Source organism: Streptomyces sp. NPDC008150 (assembly GCF_042956945.1).
Lineage (GTDB): Bacteria > Actinomycetota > Actinomycetes > Streptomycetales > Streptomycetaceae > Streptomyces.
This window is the reverse complement of the sequence record NZ_JBIBHJ010000014.1, coordinates 142,021-158,207: the sequence shown is the minus strand read 5'-3', so window position 1 is coordinate 158,207 and position 16,187 is coordinate 142,021. Positions and strand designations below refer to the sequence as shown.

Below are 16,187 nucleotides of genomic sequence, written 5' to 3'. Positions count from 1 at the left end.
GCGCGTCACTTGCCGCCGTTGATCGCGGACGCGGTGACGGCGCCGTCCTCGGCACCCCACTTGTTGAGGATCTTGGCGTACTCGCCGCTCTTGATGACCGCGTCCATCGCGGCCTGGAGCGCGTCACGGAGCTGGGTGTCGTCCTTGGCGACCGCGATGCCGTACGGGGCCGCCTCGACCTGGTCGCCGACCAGCTGGAAGTCCTTGCCACCGCCGGACGTCTTCACCGCGTACGCGGCGACCGGGAAGTCCGAGGAGGCCGCGTCGGCACCGCCGGAACGCAGCCGGGTCTGGGCCTGCTGGTCGTCGTCGAAGGCCTCGATGGTGATCTTCTTGCCACCCGTACACTTCTTCGTCTCCGCCTTGGCGAGGTCCTCGGAGACCGTGCCGCGCTCGACGGCGATCTTCTTGCCGCACAGGTCGGACCACGCGGCGATCGACTCGGTGTCGCCCTTGCGCGTGTAGATCGAGACACCGGCGGTCAGGTAGTCGACGAAGTCGACGCCCTCACCGACCTTCTTGCCGGTGTCCGGGTCCACGCCGTCCTGGCGGTTCTTGTTGTCCGTCATCGCGGACATGGCGATGTCGTAGCGGTTGGAACGCAGACCCGTCAGCAGCGCGTCGAACGTGCCGTTCTCGAACTGGAACTTCACGCCGAGCTGCTTGCCCATCGCCGCGGCGAGGTCGGGGTCGAGACCGGCGACCTTGCCCGAGTCGTCCTTGAACTCGACGGGCGCGTACGCGATGTCCGAACCGACCTTGACGACGCCCTTGTCGCGTATCGCCTGGGGCAGCTTCGACGCGAGCGGGGCGGTGCTCGCCGAGCTCTTGGAGCCGCCGTCGCTGTCGTTGTCCTTGGTCTGGTCACCGCAGGCGGTGAGCAGCAGGGCGCCCGCGACCGCGACCGCACCGACCGCAGCGAGCCGGGTGTGTGCGGCGGTCGAACGAGGGGTGAAACGTGCGGTCATGGTGGGTTCCTCCGGCGTATGGGTGGAGATGCCGACGGGTCGTCGAGCACACACACCTTCGGGTGTCGCGACCTCGTGTGATGACGGCATCTTGCCATTCGGGATCGGGCATTCAGGTGATGCGCCATGTCAAAATCGGATAACGGGTGAACACCGAAAGCGCACGAAGCCGGTCCATCGCGACCGGATCTTCCGCCGGAGTTCACTTGCTCCGCCGGAGATTCTTCGGCTTGTCGCACGATGCGTTCCGTGCGGACATAGCTTGCGTGATTGCAGCCCCGACTGTCCGGTTTCGTCCGTGACTTGTCCGCATAATCGGGCGGGAGTCGAGGCTCCGTCATGTGACCTTCGCAGTATGGACTCGTCGCAGGCCGCGTTCGTCCGGTAAGAAGGTTCTTTACACCCCTCATCCGGGGCTTCAGGGCGCGTGTGCGGCGCGCCCGTCGCGTATGTGCCCGTACGCATCACCTGACCTGGGCCGTGCGCGGTGCCCGCCCACCCCTCACCAGGAGTGGCCACCCTCAACCAAGCAGACCTAAGGGGTAAGACAAAGTGGCAGCGGAGATCGTCAATCCTCGCAGCGACAGCAGTGCCGGTCCGGACGCGGGGGCCGAGCCCCTCGACGCCTTCGATCCGGTCTTCGCACTGCACCGCGGCGGCAAGATGGCCGTGCAGGCCACCGTTCCCGTCCGCGACAGGGAAGACCTGTCCCTCGCCTACACGCCCGGCGTCGCCCGCGTGTGCACGGCCATCGCGGAACAGCCCGAGCTGGTCGACGAGTACACCTGGAAGTCGTCCGTCGTCGCCGTCGTCACCGACGGCACGGCCGTGCTCGGCCTCGGCGACATCGGCCCCCGGGCGTCCCTCCCCGTGATGGAGGGCAAGGCCATCCTCTTCAAGCAGTTCGGCGGGGTCGACGCGGTGCCGATCGCGCTCGACTGCACCGACGTCGACGACATCGTCGAGACCGTCGTCCGGCTCGCCCCGTCCTTCGGCGGCATCAACCTGGAGGACATCTCGGCGCCGCGCTGCTTCGAGATCGAGCGCCGGCTCCAGGAACGCCTGGACATCCCGGTCTTCCACGACGACCAGCACGGCACGGCGGTCGTCACGCTCGCGGCGCTGCGCAACTCCGCGCGGCTGACCGGGCGGGCCGTCGGCGACCTGCGCGCCGTCATCTCCGGCGCGGGCGCGGCCGGGGTCGCCATCGCGAAGATGCTGGTCGAGGCCGGCATCGGGGACGTCGCGGTCACCGACCGCAAGGGCGTCGTCTCCGCCGACCGCGAGGACCTCACGCAGGTCAAGCGCGACCTGGCCGGCTTCACCAACAAGGCGGGCATCAGCGGTTCGCTGGAGGACGCGCTGGCAGGCGCGGACGTCTTCATCGGCGTCTCCGGCGGCACGGTGCCCGAGGCCGCGGTCGCCTCGATGGCCGAGGGCGCGTTCGTCTTCGCCATGGCCAACCCCACCCCCGAGGTGCACCCGGACGTCGCGCACAAGTACGCGGCGGTCGTCGCGACCGGGCGCTCCGACTTCCCCAACCAGATCAACAACGTGCTCGCGTTCCCCGGCATCTTCGCGGGGGCGCTCCAGGTGCGGGCGTCGCGCATCACCGAGGGCATGAAGCTCGCGGCCGCGGAGGCGCTGGCGGCCGTGGTCGGCGACGACCTGTCCGCCGACAACGTCATCCCGTCCCCCTTCGACGAGCGCGTGGCCCCCGCGGTCACGGCCGCGGTCGCTGCGGCGGCGCGCGCGGAGGGCGTGGCACGCCGGTAGGTAGGGCGCCCGTCGCCCGTCGCCCGCCGCCGAGTCGGTGACGGGCGTTCGGTGACGGCGGTACGTGGAGCGAACAGGGCCTCGCCTTCGCGCGGGGCCCTTTCCGCCGCCGGGCGTCAGCCGTCCCTCTCGGGCGGGACGAGGGTGCCCGGGTGGTGGGGCGCCCGCCGGTCGGTGCCCTCGTCCGGCTTCCGCCGGGTCGAACCGCGGTGTGCCCGCCGGTCGCGCGGGGTGGCCTCGTACGGGACGGGCACGAGGTGCGGCGCGAGCGCGGTCCCGGACGGCCCGCCGGGCTCGCGACGCGGGCGGTCCGCGAACGCGCCCGGTTTCGAGGGGAGTTCGGCGAACGTCGCCCGCCGGTCCCGGCGGCGCCCGGAGGCTCCGGCCGCCACGAAGCCCGGATCCGGAAGGCTTTCCGCTACTTCTGCGGACCCCCGCACCCGAGGCGTCATCGGGCTGGTTGACCCGTGACTGCCGTGACTGCCGTGACTGCCGTGACTGCCGTGACTGCCGTGACTGCCGTGACTGCCGTGACTGCCGTGGTCGCCGTGACCGCACCGTCTTGCCGTCCCGTGTCCCCGTTCGTGGGTCATCCTGTGCGGCTCGGGGAGCGGTTCGGGGAGCGGTTCCGCGACCGGATCGCGGCGCGGCGGCGAGCCGTCGCCGTGGACCGCGTTCGGCTTCGGGTTCGCGGCAGGGCCGTGCCGGGGCCGGGTGCCGGGCTGCCGCGTGTGGCAAGAGGGTGTGTGTCACAGGGCGCGCTGGTTCCGTGTGCCGGGCGCGGAGCCTATCGTCGCAGGCATGTTCGCTGCCTACGCCGCCCGAATCGACCCCGACCAGCCTCTCTCCGGACTTGAGTTGGGGGAGCGCCCGGCGCCCGAGCCGCGTGCCGGCTGGAGCACCGTAGACGTCAGGGCCGCCTCCCTCAACCATCACGACCTCTGGTCGCTGCGGGGCGTCGGTCTGCCCGAGGAGCGGCTGCCGATGATCCTCGGCTGCGACGCCGCCGGTGTCGACCAGGACGGCAACGAGGTCGTCCTGCACTCGGTCGTCGGCCAGACCGGCCACGGTGTCGGCCCAGGGGAGAAGCGCTCCATCCTGACCGAGCGCTACCCCGGCACCTTCGCCGAGCAGGTCGCCGTGCCGACCTGGAACATCCTGCCCAAGCCCCGGGAGCTCTCCTTCGAGGAGGCCGCCTGCCTGCCCACCGCCTGGCTGACCGCCTACCGGATGCTGTTCACCAACGCCAACGTCCGGCCCGGCGACTCGGTACTCGTCCAGGGGGCCGGCGGCGGTGTCGCCACCGCCGCGATCGTCCTCGCCAAGGCCGCCGGTCTGCGCGTCTTCGCGACCAGCCGGGACGAGGCCAAGCGCAGGCGCGCGGTCGAACTCGGCGCCGTCGACGCGCTGGAGCCCGGCGCCCGGCTGCCGCAGCGGGTGGACGCCGTCATCGAGACCGTCGGCGCGGCCACCTGGTCCCACTCCGTCAAGTCGCTGCGGCCGGGCGGCACCCTCGTCATCTCCGGTGCCACCAGCGGAGACCGGCCCTCGCACGCCGAACTGACCCGCGTCTTCTTCCTGGAGCTCAGGATCGTCGGCTCGACGATGGGCACCAAGGACGAGCTGGAGGACCTCCTCTCCTTCTGCGCCGCCACGGGTGTGCGGCCGGTCGTCGACGAGGTGCTGCCGCTCGACCGGGCCCGCGAGGGCTTCGAACGCCTGGAGGCGGGCGACCACTTCGGGAAGATCGTGCTCACGACCGGCTGACCCGGAGACCGGGGAACCCTCGTTCGAGAGCGGGCGGGGCGGCGGGGCGGTGGGGTGAGCAGGGCGGGTCCGGATCTACGGGCCCGCCCTTTCGCTTCCCACCCCCCAGGAAGTCAACTTTGGTTGACTCCGCTCAGCGGTCAATGTAGGTTGACTTCGGGGGCGGGGCGTCGGCTCTGCCCACGGTGCCTACCAGGGAGGTCGCGATGTTCGAACGGTTCACCAAGGACGCCCGTGACGTCGTCGACGGTGCGGTGAAGCACGCCGAGCGGACGGGGTCCGAACGGGTCGAGGAGGTGCACGTACTGCTCTCCGTGCTCGACCGGAAGGGCAGCCGCGGCTCGTTCGCGCTGAGTGCCCTCGGGCTGCCGCCCGACTCCGGCCGTCGCGACGACCTCGTCCGCGCACTGCCCGGCGGTACGGGAACCGGCGCCGGTGCCGCCGTGCCGGGAGGCCGGCGGCGGGCGGGGCGCCGGCCGTTCGGCAAGGACACCAAGTCCCTGCTCGCCGACTCCCTGCGGATCGCGGTGGGCCACCACGACCGGCACATCGGCGACGAGCACCTGCTGCTCGCCCTCACCGGCCGGCACGGCGCGCTCGCCGGTGTCCTCGCCGGCCACGGCGTCACCCACGACTCCGTGAACCGGGTCCTGTACGGGGGCGACGGCCCGGCGGCGGGCGGCGCCGCGGGCGGACCGGGCAAGTAGGGCCGCCACCGAACGGGCGGCGCCGGAAAGGCAGTTGCCCGACGAGGCGACGAGGCGACGAGGTGACGAGGTGAGGGGGCCGGAGGCGCGGATGCGGTCCACTCGGGACCGCACCGCGTGCTTCCGCTCCCGGCGCCTCAGACCTTCGGCGCGCGCAGGGCCGCACCGATACGGGCCGCCGCCGTCGACAAGTGGCTCCGCGTGTCGCGCAGTTGCTCGGCGGTGACGCCGTGGTCCCGGGCGGCGTCGCGGATGTCGTCCCGGAACCGGTCCAGCAACCGGTCCAGGTCGCGCGACGGATCGCCGGTGGGAGCCTCGTGGGCCCACGTCGGCTCGTACTCCGCCGGGAAGTCCTCCGGCGTCTGGGAGTACTCCGGCTGCGGGCCCGGTGCCCCGGCTTCCGGCGGTCCGCCGGCGGGTGCCGATGCCGAGCCCTGGCGGCCGAAGCCCAGGTCCTTGCCGAACTCCTTGCCGAAGTCCTTCCCGAACTCGCCGAATTCCTTGGCCAGTTCGGTCAGGCCCTCGCGGACCCCGGTCGGCCAGTCGCCGCGCGCGAAGTGGTTCTGCACCTGGTCCTGGACCCGGTGAGCTATGCGCTGGATCTCCTCCTGCGCCTGCGCGCGCGCCCGTTCCTGGGCGTCACGTGCCTGGCGGCGCGCCCGCACCGCCTCCTCGCGGGCCCGCCGGCTCTCGTCCTTCGCGCGCCGGGCCTGCTCCTTCCACTCCTGCTTCGCCTTGCGCATCTCCTCCTTGGCGACGCGCCACGACTCCTTCTCGGCGGAGTCGCCGTGCTCCTCGGTCGGGCCGCCCTCCGGGGCGCCGAAGCCACCGCCCGCACGGGAGCCGCGGCGGGCCTCGGACGCGGCCGCCCGGACCTCGCGGCGCAGGTCGCCCGCGGCCCCGCGGACGTCCGCCTGGATCTCCGCGGCGAGTTCCGCGACCGACTCGCGGATCTCCAGTTCCAGATCGGCGAGTTCACCGCTGCGGTCGGCCAGTTCGGCGCGGCCCGCGTCCGTGATGGAGTAGACCTTGCGGCCGCCCTCGGTGGTGTGCCGGACCAGGCCCTCGGTCTCCAACTTGGCCAGCCTCGGGTACACGGTGCCGGCCGACGGCGCGTAGAGCCCCTGGAAGCGCTCCTCCAGCAGCCGGATGACCTCGTAGCCGTGGCGGGGAGCCTCGTCCAGCAGCTTCAGCAGGTAGAGACGCAGGCGTCCGTGGGCGAAGACGGGAGACATGTCAGAGCACCTTCTTGTCGGTCGTGCCGTCGGCCGGAGGGTCGCTCGGGGCGTCACCGGGGCCGGAAGCGGAATTGTCCCCCGAAACGTCCTCCGCCTCGTCCTGCGGTTCGGCCTCCGGACGCACGGCCTCGGACCACGCGTCCTTCGACGGGGGCTCCGGAGCCGGTGCCGGTGCCGGAGCCGGGACCGGGGCAGGCGGGAGGGCGGGCTCGGCCGCCGGGACCGCCGGCTCGTGCGGGCCCTCGGTGTCGTCCTTCGCCGGGCGGCGCAGCAGGGCGATCGAACCGGAGACGGTCGTCGCGCGTACCTTCCCGGCGCCCTTGCCGAGGCGGCCGGTGATCTTGTGGGCGCCCCACTGGCCGTTCACCCGCAGGTCGTTGAAGTCGTTGGCGATGGTGCCGCTCGCCGTGTTCGCCTCGATGTCGGTGTCCACGGGCTGCGGCAGGCGGATGGCGATCTCGCCGGAGACGCTGACGAGGCCGACGTCCGTGGGCCCCTCCGGGTCGAGGTCGACGATCATCGAGCCGCTGACCGAGTCGGCGCGCACCGAGGAACCGGAGCCGTCGACCACGGTGAGGTCGCCGGAGACCGAGTGGAACTTGAGGTCCCCTGCGAGCGACTGCGCCTCCAGGTTGCCGGAGACCGTCTGCGTGCGGACGGGACCGGACAGGCCGACGAGGGTGGTGTCGCCGGACATGCCCCTGACCTCGGTGGGGCCGTCGATCCCGGAGACGAACGCCTCGGCGCCGATCACGCCCACCTGGACGCGGGTGCCGGCGGGGACGGCCAGCGAGACCACGGCACTGCGCTGACGGCCCTTGCGGTCGAGCCACTTGAGGAAGCCGCGCCAGGAGTCCATGTCCTCGTACCCCACAGTGAGGGTGCCGCCCTCCAGACCGACCTGTAGCGGGGGGCCCTCGATCGAGGTGACTTCCAGGCGGGCGGAACTCTCGTCGGTGCCCACCACGTTGACGGTTCCGTCGACGATGCGGACCTGAAGCGTGTCGACGGGCTCTTCGAAACTGAGTTTCCGGGGTTCCCCGACGGACCACTCGGACATGGCACAGACCTCCTGGGCTGACCGGACCGCAGGGGACCGGATGCGATGCGAAGACGAGTGTGGGTGTGGGCGCGGCACGGCCTCGACGCCGGGCGTCGCGCCATATCGCGTCTCACGAGAAACACGATATATCGCGCACACGGAAAGTCAAGACACCCATTTCGGCGACTCGGCGACCGTTGACTCGGCGGCCTCGAACGGCCGGTCCGGGCGGATTGTCCTAGCGTGTGACCATGTCGACGGAAGAGTCCCGGACCGGTGGTGGCGGCGGAGGCGGCGGCGCCGACGGCCGCACCGGCGCCCTGCTGCTGTGCCGGGCGGAGCAGGGCACCGTCGCCCCCGCGGCCCGGCTGCTGCGGTCCCGCATGGTTCTCGCCGGGGCGGGGGACGGCTGGAGCGTGCTCGTCCCCGAGGGGCGGCCCTGGTCGCGGGACGGTGAACCCGTCGAACGCGTCCTCGTCGGCTGGGCCTCGGCTCTCGGCGTGGGAGCCCCCTGGCCGGTGCTGGCCCTGTGGTGGGACGCGGACCGGGCGGGCTGCGCGCTCGCGTCGGGGTTCCGCCGGCCCGTCGGGTACGTGTGGCTCGCCGACGGCACGCCGGCCGGCGAGGAGGACGCCATGGAGGCGTTCGCGGCGCGGCTCGGGCTGGACCCCGTCCTCGACATGCAGTCCCTGGACCGGCTCACCCGGCGCGATCCGGCGGCCGACGCGCGCGCCCGCCTCCTCGGCGTGCTCGCGGTGCTCACGCGCGCGGGCGCGGACGTGCCGCCGGGCCTCGCTCCCGGTACGGGTGCGCGCGTCCTGTGCGACACCGCCCTCGCCCTGCCGGGTGCCGAGCGGATCGAGTGGCCCGGCTGGCGCGAGGCGGTGCGGCCGCCCGCGTCGGCGGACAGCAGCAGGCTGGGGCCGTGGATGCCGTGGGCGGGAGGTCCGCGCGCGCGGACGCTCGCCCTCGCCCAGGTCGCGGCGGGCGTCCCGCTCGCGGGCTGGGGGATGCGGCGGCGCGGCGGCGGCTGGGCCGCGGCCGGCGCGCTGCTGGTGGCGCACGGCGCGCTGGGCCTCGCGTACGACTACGCGCGCACGCGCACCTGACGCGTGCAGCGCGCCGCGCCGAGTGCACCGGTGCCGAGTGCGCCGGTGCCGAGTGCTACTCGTCGTCCTCGTCGTCCAGCCGGGCCAGCCAGGTCGCCAGCCGCTCCACCGGGACCTCGAAGTCCGGGTTCAGGTCGACGAACGTCCGCAGCTGCTCGGCGAGCCACTCGAAGGTGACCTCCTGCTCGCCCCGGCGCTTCTCCAGCTCCTCGATGCCGCGGTCGGTGAAGTACATGGGTGGCGCTCCGTTGGTTCGATGGGGACTGTGGCCCGGACAGGGACGGGAAAAAGCATAGGCGGGAAGGCCGAGGGGCCCGGTCCCGGGAAGCCGCAGCTCCCGGGACCGGGCCCCTCGCACAGCACCCGGCGGACCGGGCACCCGGGCACTTACGCCTCGAACACCTCGCGCACGAGCTGCTCCTGCTCCGCCTGGTGCCGCTTCGCGGAACCGACGGCCGGGGAGGAGCTGTGCGGACGCGAGATGCGACGCAGGCGCTCGCCGTGCGGCACGTCCGCGCCGACCGCGAGGTCGAGGTGGTCGATCAGGTTCAGCGCGATGAACGGCCACGCGCCCTGGTTCGCCGGCTCCTCCTGCGCCCACAGGTACTTCTCGGCGTTCGGGTACTTGGCGATCTCCGCCTGGAGCTCGGCACCCGGCAGCGGGTACAGGCGCTCGACGCGGATGATCGCGGTGTCGCCGGTGCCGCGCTTCTTCTGCTCGGCCTCCAGGTCGTAGTACAGCTTGCCGGAGCAGAACACGACCTTGCGGACCGCGCTCGCCTCGACCGAGTCGTCGCCGATGACCGGGCGGAAGCCGCCCGACGTGAACTCCTCCGTCTTCGACGCGGCGGCCTTGAGGCGCAGCATCGACTTCGGGGTGAAGACCACCAGCGGCTTGTGGTGCGGGTTGTGCACCTGCCACCGCAGGAGGTGGAAGTAGTTCGACGGCAGGGTCGGCATCGCGACCGTCATGTTGTTCTGCGCGCACAGCGTGAGGAAGCGCTCGATGCGGGCCGAGGAGTGGTCCGGCCCCTGTCCCTCGTAGCCGTGCGGCAGCAGCAGCGTGACGCCGGAGGTCTGGCCCCACTTCTGCTCGGCGGCCGAGATGTACTCGTCGATCACGGACTGGGCGCCGTTGGCGAAGTCGCCGAACTGGGCCTCCCACATGACCAGCGACTCGGGCCGGGCCAGCGAGTAGCCGTACTCGAAGCCCATGACCGCGTACTCGGAGAGCAGCGAGTCGTAGACGTTGTAGCGGGCCTGGTCCTCGGACAGGTACAGCAGCGGCGTGAAGTCCTCGCCGGTGGCCCGGTCGATCAGCACCGCGTGGCGCTGGCCGAACGTGCCGCGGCGCGAGTCCTGGCCGGACAGCCGCACCGGGGTGCCCTCCAGCAGGAGCGAGCCGATGGCGAGGGTCTCGCCCATGCCCCAGTCGATCGTGCCGTCCTCGACCATGGCCGCGCGGCGCTGGAGCTGCGGCAGCAGACGCGGGTGCACGGTGACCCGGTCGGGGATGTTGACCTGGGACTCGGCGATGCGCTTGACGACCTCGGCGGAGACCGACGTGTCGACCGCGACCGGGAACTCGGGCCGCGAGTCGGGCGACTGCGGGGCGGAGGGCTGCGCCGTGGCCTCGCGGACCTCGGTGAAGACCTTCTCCAGCTGGCCCTGGTAGTCCTGGAGGGCCTGCTCGGCCTCTTCCAGCGTGATGTCGCCGCGACCGATGAGGGACTCGGTGTAGAGCTTGCGCACCGAGCGCTTCTTGTCGATCAGGTCGTACATCAGCGGCTGCGTGAACGCCGGGTTGTCCGACTCGTTGTGACCGCGGCGGCGGTAGCAGATGAGGTCGATGACGACGTCCTTGTTGAACGCCTGGCGGAACTCGAAGGCCAGCCGGGCGACGCGGACGACGGCCTCGGGGTCGTCACCGTTCACGTGGAAGATCGGCGCCTCGATCATGCGGGCCACGTCGGTGGCGTACATGGAGGAGCGCGACGACTCCGGGGCGGCGGTGAAGCCGACCTGGTTGTTGATGACGACGTGCACGGTGCCGCCGGTGCGGTAGCCGCGCAGCTGCGACATGTTCAGGGTCTCGGCCACCACGCCCTGGCCCGCGAAGGCCGCGTCGCCGTGGATCGCGACCGGCAGGACCGTGAAGTCCGTGCCGCCCTTGTTGATGATGTCCTGGCGGGCGCGGACGATGCCCTCGATGATCGGGTCGACCGTCTCCAGGTGGGACGGGTTCGCCGCGAGGGTGACCTTGATCTGCTCGCCGTCCAGGCCGGTGAACGTGCCGGTGGCGCCCAGGTGGTACTTCACGTCGCCGGAGCCGTGCATCGACTTCGGGTCGAGGTTGCCCTCGAACTCGCGGAAGATCTGCGCGTACGACTTGCCGCAGATGTTGGCGAGGACGTTCAGCCGGCCGCGGTGGGCCATGCCGATGACGACCTCGTCGAGCCGGGACTCGGCGGCCGAGTCGAGGACCGCGTCGAGCAGCGGGATGACGGACTCGCCGCCCTCCAGGGAGAACCGCTTCTGGCCGACGTACTTGGTCTGAAGGAAGGTCTCGAAGGCCTCCGCCGCGTTCAGGCGGCGCAGGATGCGCAGCTGCTCCTCGCGCTCCGGCTTGGAGTGCGCGCGCTCGACCCGCTCCTGGATCCACTTGCGCTGCTTGGGGTCCTGGATGTGCATGTACTCGATGCCGGTGGTGCGGCAGTACGAGTCGCGCAGCACGCCGAGGATGTCGCGCAGCTTCATCATCGTCTTGTTGGCGAAGCCGCCGACGGCGAACTCGCGCTCCAGGTCCCACAGGGTGAGGCCGTGCTCGATGATGTCGAGGTCGGGGTGCTTGCGCTGGCGGTACTCCAGCGGGTCGGTGTCGGCCATGACGTGGCCGCGGACCCGGTAGGAGTGGATCAGCTCGAAGACGCGCGCGGCCTTGGTGACGTCGTCGTCGTGCGAGGCGTCGATGTCCTTGAGCCAGCGGACCGGCTCGTAGGGGATGCGCAGCGCCTCGAAGATCTCGTCGTAGAAGCCGTTCTCGCCGAGCAGCAGGTTCGCGACGATGCGCAGGAACTCGCCGGAGGCGGCGCCCTGGATGACGCGGTGGTCGTAGGTCGACGTGAGCGTCATGACCTTCGAGATGCCCAGCTTGTTCAGGGTGTCCTGCGAGGTGCCCTGGAACTCGGCGGGGTAGTCCATCGAGCCGACGCCCATGATGACCGACTGGCCGGGCATCAGGCGCGGCACGGAGTGCACGGTGCCGAGGCCGCCCGGGTTGGTCAGGGAGACCGTGACGCCGGAGAAGTCGTCCATCGTCAGCTTGCCGTCGCGGGCGCGGCGGACGATGTCCTCGTAGGCCTGCCAGAACTCGAAGAAGTTCAGCGTCTCGGCCTTCTTGATGCCGGCCACCACGAGCTGGCGGTCGCCGTTCGGCTTCACCAGGTCGATGGCCAGGCCGAAGGTGACGTGCTCCGGCTTGACCAGGGTGGGCTTGCCGTCCTTCTCGGCGAAGTGCCAGTTCATGGACGGCATGGCCTTGATGGCCTGCACCATCGCGTACCCGATGAGGTGCGTGAAGGAGATCTTCCCGCCGCGGGCGCGCTTGAGGTGGTTGTTGATGACGATGCGGTTGTCGAACAGCAGCTTCACCGGGACCGCGCGGACCGAAGTGGCCGTCGGCACCTCCAGCGAGGCGTTCATGTTCTTCGCCACGGCGGCGGCGGGACCGCGCAGGGTCACGAAGTCCGGGCCCGCGGGCGCCTCGGCGGCGGGCGCGGCCTTCGGCTGCGCGGGCTGCGCCGCCTGGGCGGCCGGCTTCGCGGCCGGAGCGGCGGCGGGCCGGGCGGGCGCCGGGGCGGGAGCGGCCTTGGCGGCCGGCTGCGCCGGGGCGGCGGCCTGCTGCGGAGCCGCGGGCGCCTGGGCGGGCGTCTGGGCCGGCGCCGCCTGGGCGGGCGCGGCCGCCTGGCCGGCCGCTGCGGCGGTGGCCGCGGTCCCCGCCGCAGCCGGCGCGGCGGCGGCCGCTCCCGGCTTGTAGTCGGCGAAGAAGTCCCACCAGGCGCGGTCTACCGAATTCGGGTCCTGGAGGTACTGCTGATAGATCTCGTCGACGAGCCACTCGTTCGCACCGAACGCGGCAGCGGGATTCTTCTTCCCGGCTTGGTCGTCGGTCGAGATGCTCGAGTTACTGGGGGACTGTGGCGACACGGCGGTAACCGCCCTCTTCCGCTTCTCACAAGGTGATGGACAGCGGGAATAAAGGCTACGCCTCCCGGACCGCGATGGTCAGGTCGGGCAGGTGCAACGTCGCCTAAGTCACATCGCGAAGAGCGTTTCGGGGCTGGAATTGGCGGGAAACAAGCGTGGTTCGACTGCGGAACGGGGGCCGCGCGGACGATCTCCCCACCACCTCTGCGGCGGGCCGCGGCACGCACTGTCGTCCCAGCACAGACAGGGTGCGGGGGACGTTCCGGTCACACGTGTCCGCCCAGGGGGACAACTGTGGATCTTGGCGTTCCGCTCCGCACTTTACGTCAACTTGAGGCGCGCGAGGCCCCCGGGAGAGTGACGATAATCCTGCATCCTCGGTCCGATTCGGCCACACCGATCCGGCCGCCGTGCAGATCCACCGCCCACCGGGCGATCGCGAGCCCGAGGCCCGTGCCGCCGTCACTGCCGGGGCCGTGCGGGGCGGCCACGCTGCCGCGGTTGAAGCGGTCGAAGACGCGCCGCCACTCGGAGCGCGGGATGCCCGGCCCCTCGTCGAGGATCTCCAGTTCCAGCGACTCCGGCTGCGGGCCGCCGCGCGCCTTCACGGTGACCCGGCCGTGCGGGGGGCTGTGCTTGACCGCGTTGTCGATGAGGTTGGCGACGACCTGGTGGATGCGCTCCGGGTCCGCGTGCGCGGTCAGCTCCGGCGGCGTCACGTCGAGGTGCAGATGGACGTCGGTGCGGGTGTGGCTGCCGGAGCCGGAGGCGATGCCGGCGCGGGCCGAGGCGACCATGTTGGCCTCCTTCAGCACGCCCGACAGGTACGGCCACACCTCGAAGCGGCGCATCCGCAGCGGGACGACGCCGTTGTCGAGGCGGGACAGGTCCAGCAGCGTCTCGACGAGGCGGCCGAGCCGCTCCGTCTGCTTCAGGGCCGTCCGCATGGTCTCCGGGTCGGCGGCGGAGACACCGTCGACCACGTTCTCCAGCACCGCGCGCAGCCCGGCGATGGGGGTGCGCAGCTCGTGGGAGACGTTCGCGACGAGCTCCTTGCGCTGGCGGTCCTGCGCCTCCAGGTCGTCCGCCATGCGGTTGATGGTCTGCGCCAGGTCGCCCAGCTCGTCCCACCGGTTCTCGCGCACCCGCCGGGTGTAGTCGCCGTGCGAGATCGAGCGGGCCACCGTGTTCATCTCGTCCAGCGGCGCGGTCAGCGAGTGCGCCACGAACTGGGTGATCAGCAGCGTGGCGATCATGGAGAAGACCGTGATGAAGCGCAGCTCCGTCTCGGTGCGCACCGCGATCATCAGCAGACCGGTGGTGATGAGCACCGAGATGACGACCAGCGCCTGGAGCTTGGTCTTGATCGAGAACGGGCGAACGCCACCCCAGGGTCTGCCCGGGTTCCTCCGTGCGGCCGGCCCGTCGCTCATGGGGTCGGCGTTTCCAGGGCGTAACCCACACCGTGCACGGTGCGGATGCGTTCCGCGCCGATCTTCCGGCGCAGCGCCTTGATGTGGCTGTCGACGGTCCGGGTGCCGGAGGCGTCCGCCCAGTCCCACACCTCCGCGAGCAGCTGCTCGCGGGAGAGGACCGCGCGGGGCGTGTTCGCCAGGCACACCAGGAGGTCGAACTCCGTGGGCGTCAGGTGCACGTCCTCGCTGCGCACCCGGACGCGGCGCTGCGCGTGGTCGATCTCCAGCTCGCCGAGGCGCAGGATGCCGGAGCGCGGCGTCGTGGCGGCCAGTGCGGCCCGCTCGACGCGGCGCAGCAACACGTGCACGCGGGCGGCCAGTTCGCGCATCGAGAACGGCTTCGTCATGTAGTCGTCGGCACCGACGCCGAGGCCCACCAGCATGTCCGTCTCGTCGTCCCGCGCGGTGAGCATCATCACCGGCACCGGGCGCTGGGCCTGCACGCGGCGGCAGACCTCCAGCCCGTCGAAGCCGGGCAGCATGATGTCGAGGATGAGCAGGTCGGGCTGCCAGGCCTCCGCTGTGTCGACCGCCGCCGGACCGTCGCCCGCCGTTTGCACGAGGAATCCCTCGGCGCGCAGGCGGGTCGCGATGGCGTCCACGATCGTCGGGTCGTCCTCGACCACCAGGACGCGGCGTTGTGCGCCGGTGGTGGCCGTCGTGCCGTTGTGGGAGGTCTGTGTCTGCTCCATCGCCCGCCCCTGCTGTGTGCTTTCCGGAACCCGTGGGGTGATCCCTTTGACTGCAATTGACGCTTGAATGATCGGCGCCAGGTGAGCAGCGTACGGGGAGTAACACCCTCACGGCTATCCAGGTCGTACGCCGAGATGCACGACGTCCGGTACGCCCCGGGCAACACGGATCTCTTCGGTACGCACGTGTTGGAACCCGGCATTCCGCAAGGTTCCTTCAAATTCCGGCGAGGGTTGCGCGGACCACACCGCGAGGACCCCTCCGGGCGTCAACGCCCCGGCGCAGAGGGTCAGTCCGGCGGGGGAGTAGAGGCCCTCGTTGTCCTCGGTCACGGTCCAGCCGGGGCCGTTGTCGATGTCCAGGCACAGCGCGTCGTACGTGGTGGATCTCTCACCCAGATGTGCGAGGAGGTCCGCCTCGGCGATCTCGGTGCGGGGATCGGCGAGCGCGCCCGCGGAGAGTTCGCGCAGCGGGCCGTCCCGGTGCCAGTCCACGACCGCGTGTTCGCGCTCGACCACCGTGATCCGGCCCCAGCGCGGGTCCGCCGCGGCGTGGGCGAGCGAGAACCCGACGCCGAGGCCGCCGATCAGCAGGTGCGGCGCGGGACGCGCGTCGAGGGCGTCGCGGGCGGCGTCCACCAGGAGGCGTTCCGAGCGGCCGTCCGAAGTGTCCATCAGGAAGCACCCGTTGGCGATGATCTGCAACAGCGCGCCGTGGCGCCGCAGCACGACCTCGCCGTACGGACCCTGCCGACGGTCCAGCACAACCGGGGTGTCGTACGAGGCGGTCATCCGTCCATCCTGCCAAAGGGGGCCGCGGGCCGGGTGGTTGTTTTCCCGCCGCGGGCTTCTGCCGCGCCGGTACGGCGGGGCGTGCGCGGCGCCCCGGTGGTCCAGGAGGGTGCCGGGTGCGGCGGTGCGGTGGCCGCCAGGTGCAACTCCCGTTGCGCGATGCCGTGTTGATCCGGCCACCGGCCCGAATGGCGGGTGGCGGGACGCCGTGACCGCGGGGCGCCCGCCCGAAGGGGGCGCCGCCGCGCGCCCTGCGGGGCCCGGCCGCCGCCTCCCCGGGATGACTTCGGCGCCCGGCGTGGTTGTCGTCCCAGGCAGGGCGCCGGCAGCGCGGCACCGTCCCGGACGGCACCGCGCGACGGCGCTCGTACCGTCGCCGACCTGCCCTTTCCGGGTGGCCTCACGGTGATCGCTC

General features: G+C 71.7%; 13 protein-coding genes. 4 read left to right on the top strand and 9 right to left on the bottom strand.

Features of this window, described 5'->3' with window-relative positions; all coding sequences use genetic code 11:
- Nucleotides 1-5: 5 nt before the first annotated feature.
- Nucleotides 6-968: a transporter substrate-binding domain-containing protein gene (locus ACFZA0_RS29555; RefSeq protein WP_391022583.1), complete on the bottom strand. Its 963-nt coding sequence runs from the start codon at nucleotides 966-968 to the stop codon at nucleotides 6-8.
- Between the two features lie 552 nt (nucleotides 969-1,520).
- Between ACFZA0_RS29555 and ACFZA0_RS29550 the strand changes: the two genes are divergently transcribed.
- Entirely contained in the window at nucleotides 1,521-2,744 is a 1,224-nt protein-coding gene (locus ACFZA0_RS29550) for a malic enzyme-like NAD(P)-binding protein (RefSeq protein WP_391022582.1), read from the top strand.
- 116 nt (nucleotides 2,745-2,860) lie between these two features.
- Here the strand turns inward: ACFZA0_RS29550 and ACFZA0_RS29545 are convergent, their stop codons facing one another.
- The gene (locus ACFZA0_RS29545) at nucleotides 2,861-3,136 is read right to left on the bottom strand and encodes a hypothetical protein (RefSeq protein ID WP_391022580.1); all 276 of its coding nucleotides are present in this window, start codon (nucleotides 3,134-3,136) and stop codon (nucleotides 2,861-2,863) included.
- A gap of 409 nt (nucleotides 3,137-3,545) precedes the next feature.
- On the opposite strand from ACFZA0_RS29545, the gene ACFZA0_RS29540 reads away from it, so the two are divergent.
- Both ACFZA0_RS29540 and ACFZA0_RS29535 read left to right on the top strand, forming a co-directional pair.
- Nucleotides 3,546-4,511, top strand: coding sequence for a zinc-binding dehydrogenase (locus ACFZA0_RS29540; RefSeq protein WP_391022579.1), 966 nt, complete (start codon nucleotides 3,546-3,548; stop codon nucleotides 4,509-4,511).
- Nucleotides 4,512-4,717: 206 nt separating this feature from the next.
- Nucleotides 4,718-5,218, top strand: coding sequence for a Clp protease N-terminal domain-containing protein (locus ACFZA0_RS29535; protein WP_391022578.1), 501 nt, complete (start codon nucleotides 4,718-4,720; stop codon nucleotides 5,216-5,218).
- Nucleotides 5,219-5,355: 137 nt separating this feature from the next.
- Here the strand turns inward: ACFZA0_RS29535 and ACFZA0_RS29530 are convergent, their stop codons facing one another.
- Nucleotides 5,356-6,453: a helix-turn-helix transcriptional regulator gene (locus ACFZA0_RS29530; protein ID WP_391022577.1), complete on the bottom strand. Its 1,098-nt coding sequence runs from the start codon at nucleotides 6,451-6,453 to the stop codon at nucleotides 5,356-5,358.
- Nucleotide 6,454: 1 nt separating this feature from the next.
- Entirely contained in the window at nucleotides 6,455-7,516 is a 1,062-nt protein-coding gene (locus ACFZA0_RS29525) for a DUF4097 domain-containing protein (protein ID WP_391022576.1), read from the bottom strand.
- A gap of 233 nt (nucleotides 7,517-7,749) precedes the next feature.
- Here ACFZA0_RS29525 and ACFZA0_RS29520 point away from each other — a divergent pair, with 233 nt between their 5' ends.
- A complete protein-coding gene (locus ACFZA0_RS29520) occupies nucleotides 7,750-8,607 on the top strand; it encodes a hypothetical protein (RefSeq protein WP_391022575.1) in 858 nt (285 codons plus the stop codon).
- Nucleotides 8,608-8,662: 55 nt separating this feature from the next.
- On the opposite strand, the gene ACFZA0_RS29515 is transcribed toward ACFZA0_RS29520, so the two are convergent.
- The 5 genes from ACFZA0_RS29515 to ACFZA0_RS29495 form a co-directional block, all read right to left on the bottom strand.
- A complete protein-coding gene (locus ACFZA0_RS29515) occupies nucleotides 8,663-8,842 on the bottom strand; it encodes a DUF6104 family protein (protein WP_046418474.1) in 180 nt (59 codons plus the stop codon).
- Between the two features lie 152 nt (nucleotides 8,843-8,994).
- The gene (locus ACFZA0_RS29510; protein ID WP_391022574.1) at nucleotides 8,995-12,813 is read right to left on the bottom strand and encodes a multifunctional oxoglutarate decarboxylase/oxoglutarate dehydrogenase thiamine pyrophosphate-binding subunit/dihydrolipoyllysine-residue succinyltransferase subunit; all 3,819 of its coding nucleotides are present in this window, start codon (nucleotides 12,811-12,813) and stop codon (nucleotides 8,995-8,997) included.
- Between the two features lie 326 nt (nucleotides 12,814-13,139).
- The gene (locus ACFZA0_RS29505; RefSeq protein WP_391022573.1) at nucleotides 13,140-14,246 is read right to left on the bottom strand and encodes an ATP-binding protein; all 1,107 of its coding nucleotides are present in this window, start codon (nucleotides 14,244-14,246) and stop codon (nucleotides 13,140-13,142) included.
- The gene (locus tag ACFZA0_RS29500; RefSeq protein WP_391022571.1) at nucleotides 14,243-14,980 is read right to left on the bottom strand and encodes a response regulator; all 738 of its coding nucleotides are present in this window, start codon (nucleotides 14,978-14,980) and stop codon (nucleotides 14,243-14,245) included. The genes ACFZA0_RS29505 and ACFZA0_RS29500 overlap by 4 nt, the downstream gene beginning before the upstream one ends.
- Nucleotides 14,981-15,094: 114 nt before the next feature.
- Nucleotides 15,095-15,772, bottom strand: a complete 678-nt coding sequence (locus tag ACFZA0_RS29495; RefSeq protein ID WP_391022569.1) for a spermidine synthase — start codon at nucleotides 15,770-15,772, stop codon at nucleotides 15,095-15,097.
- Nucleotides 15,773-16,187 lie beyond the last annotated feature (415 nt).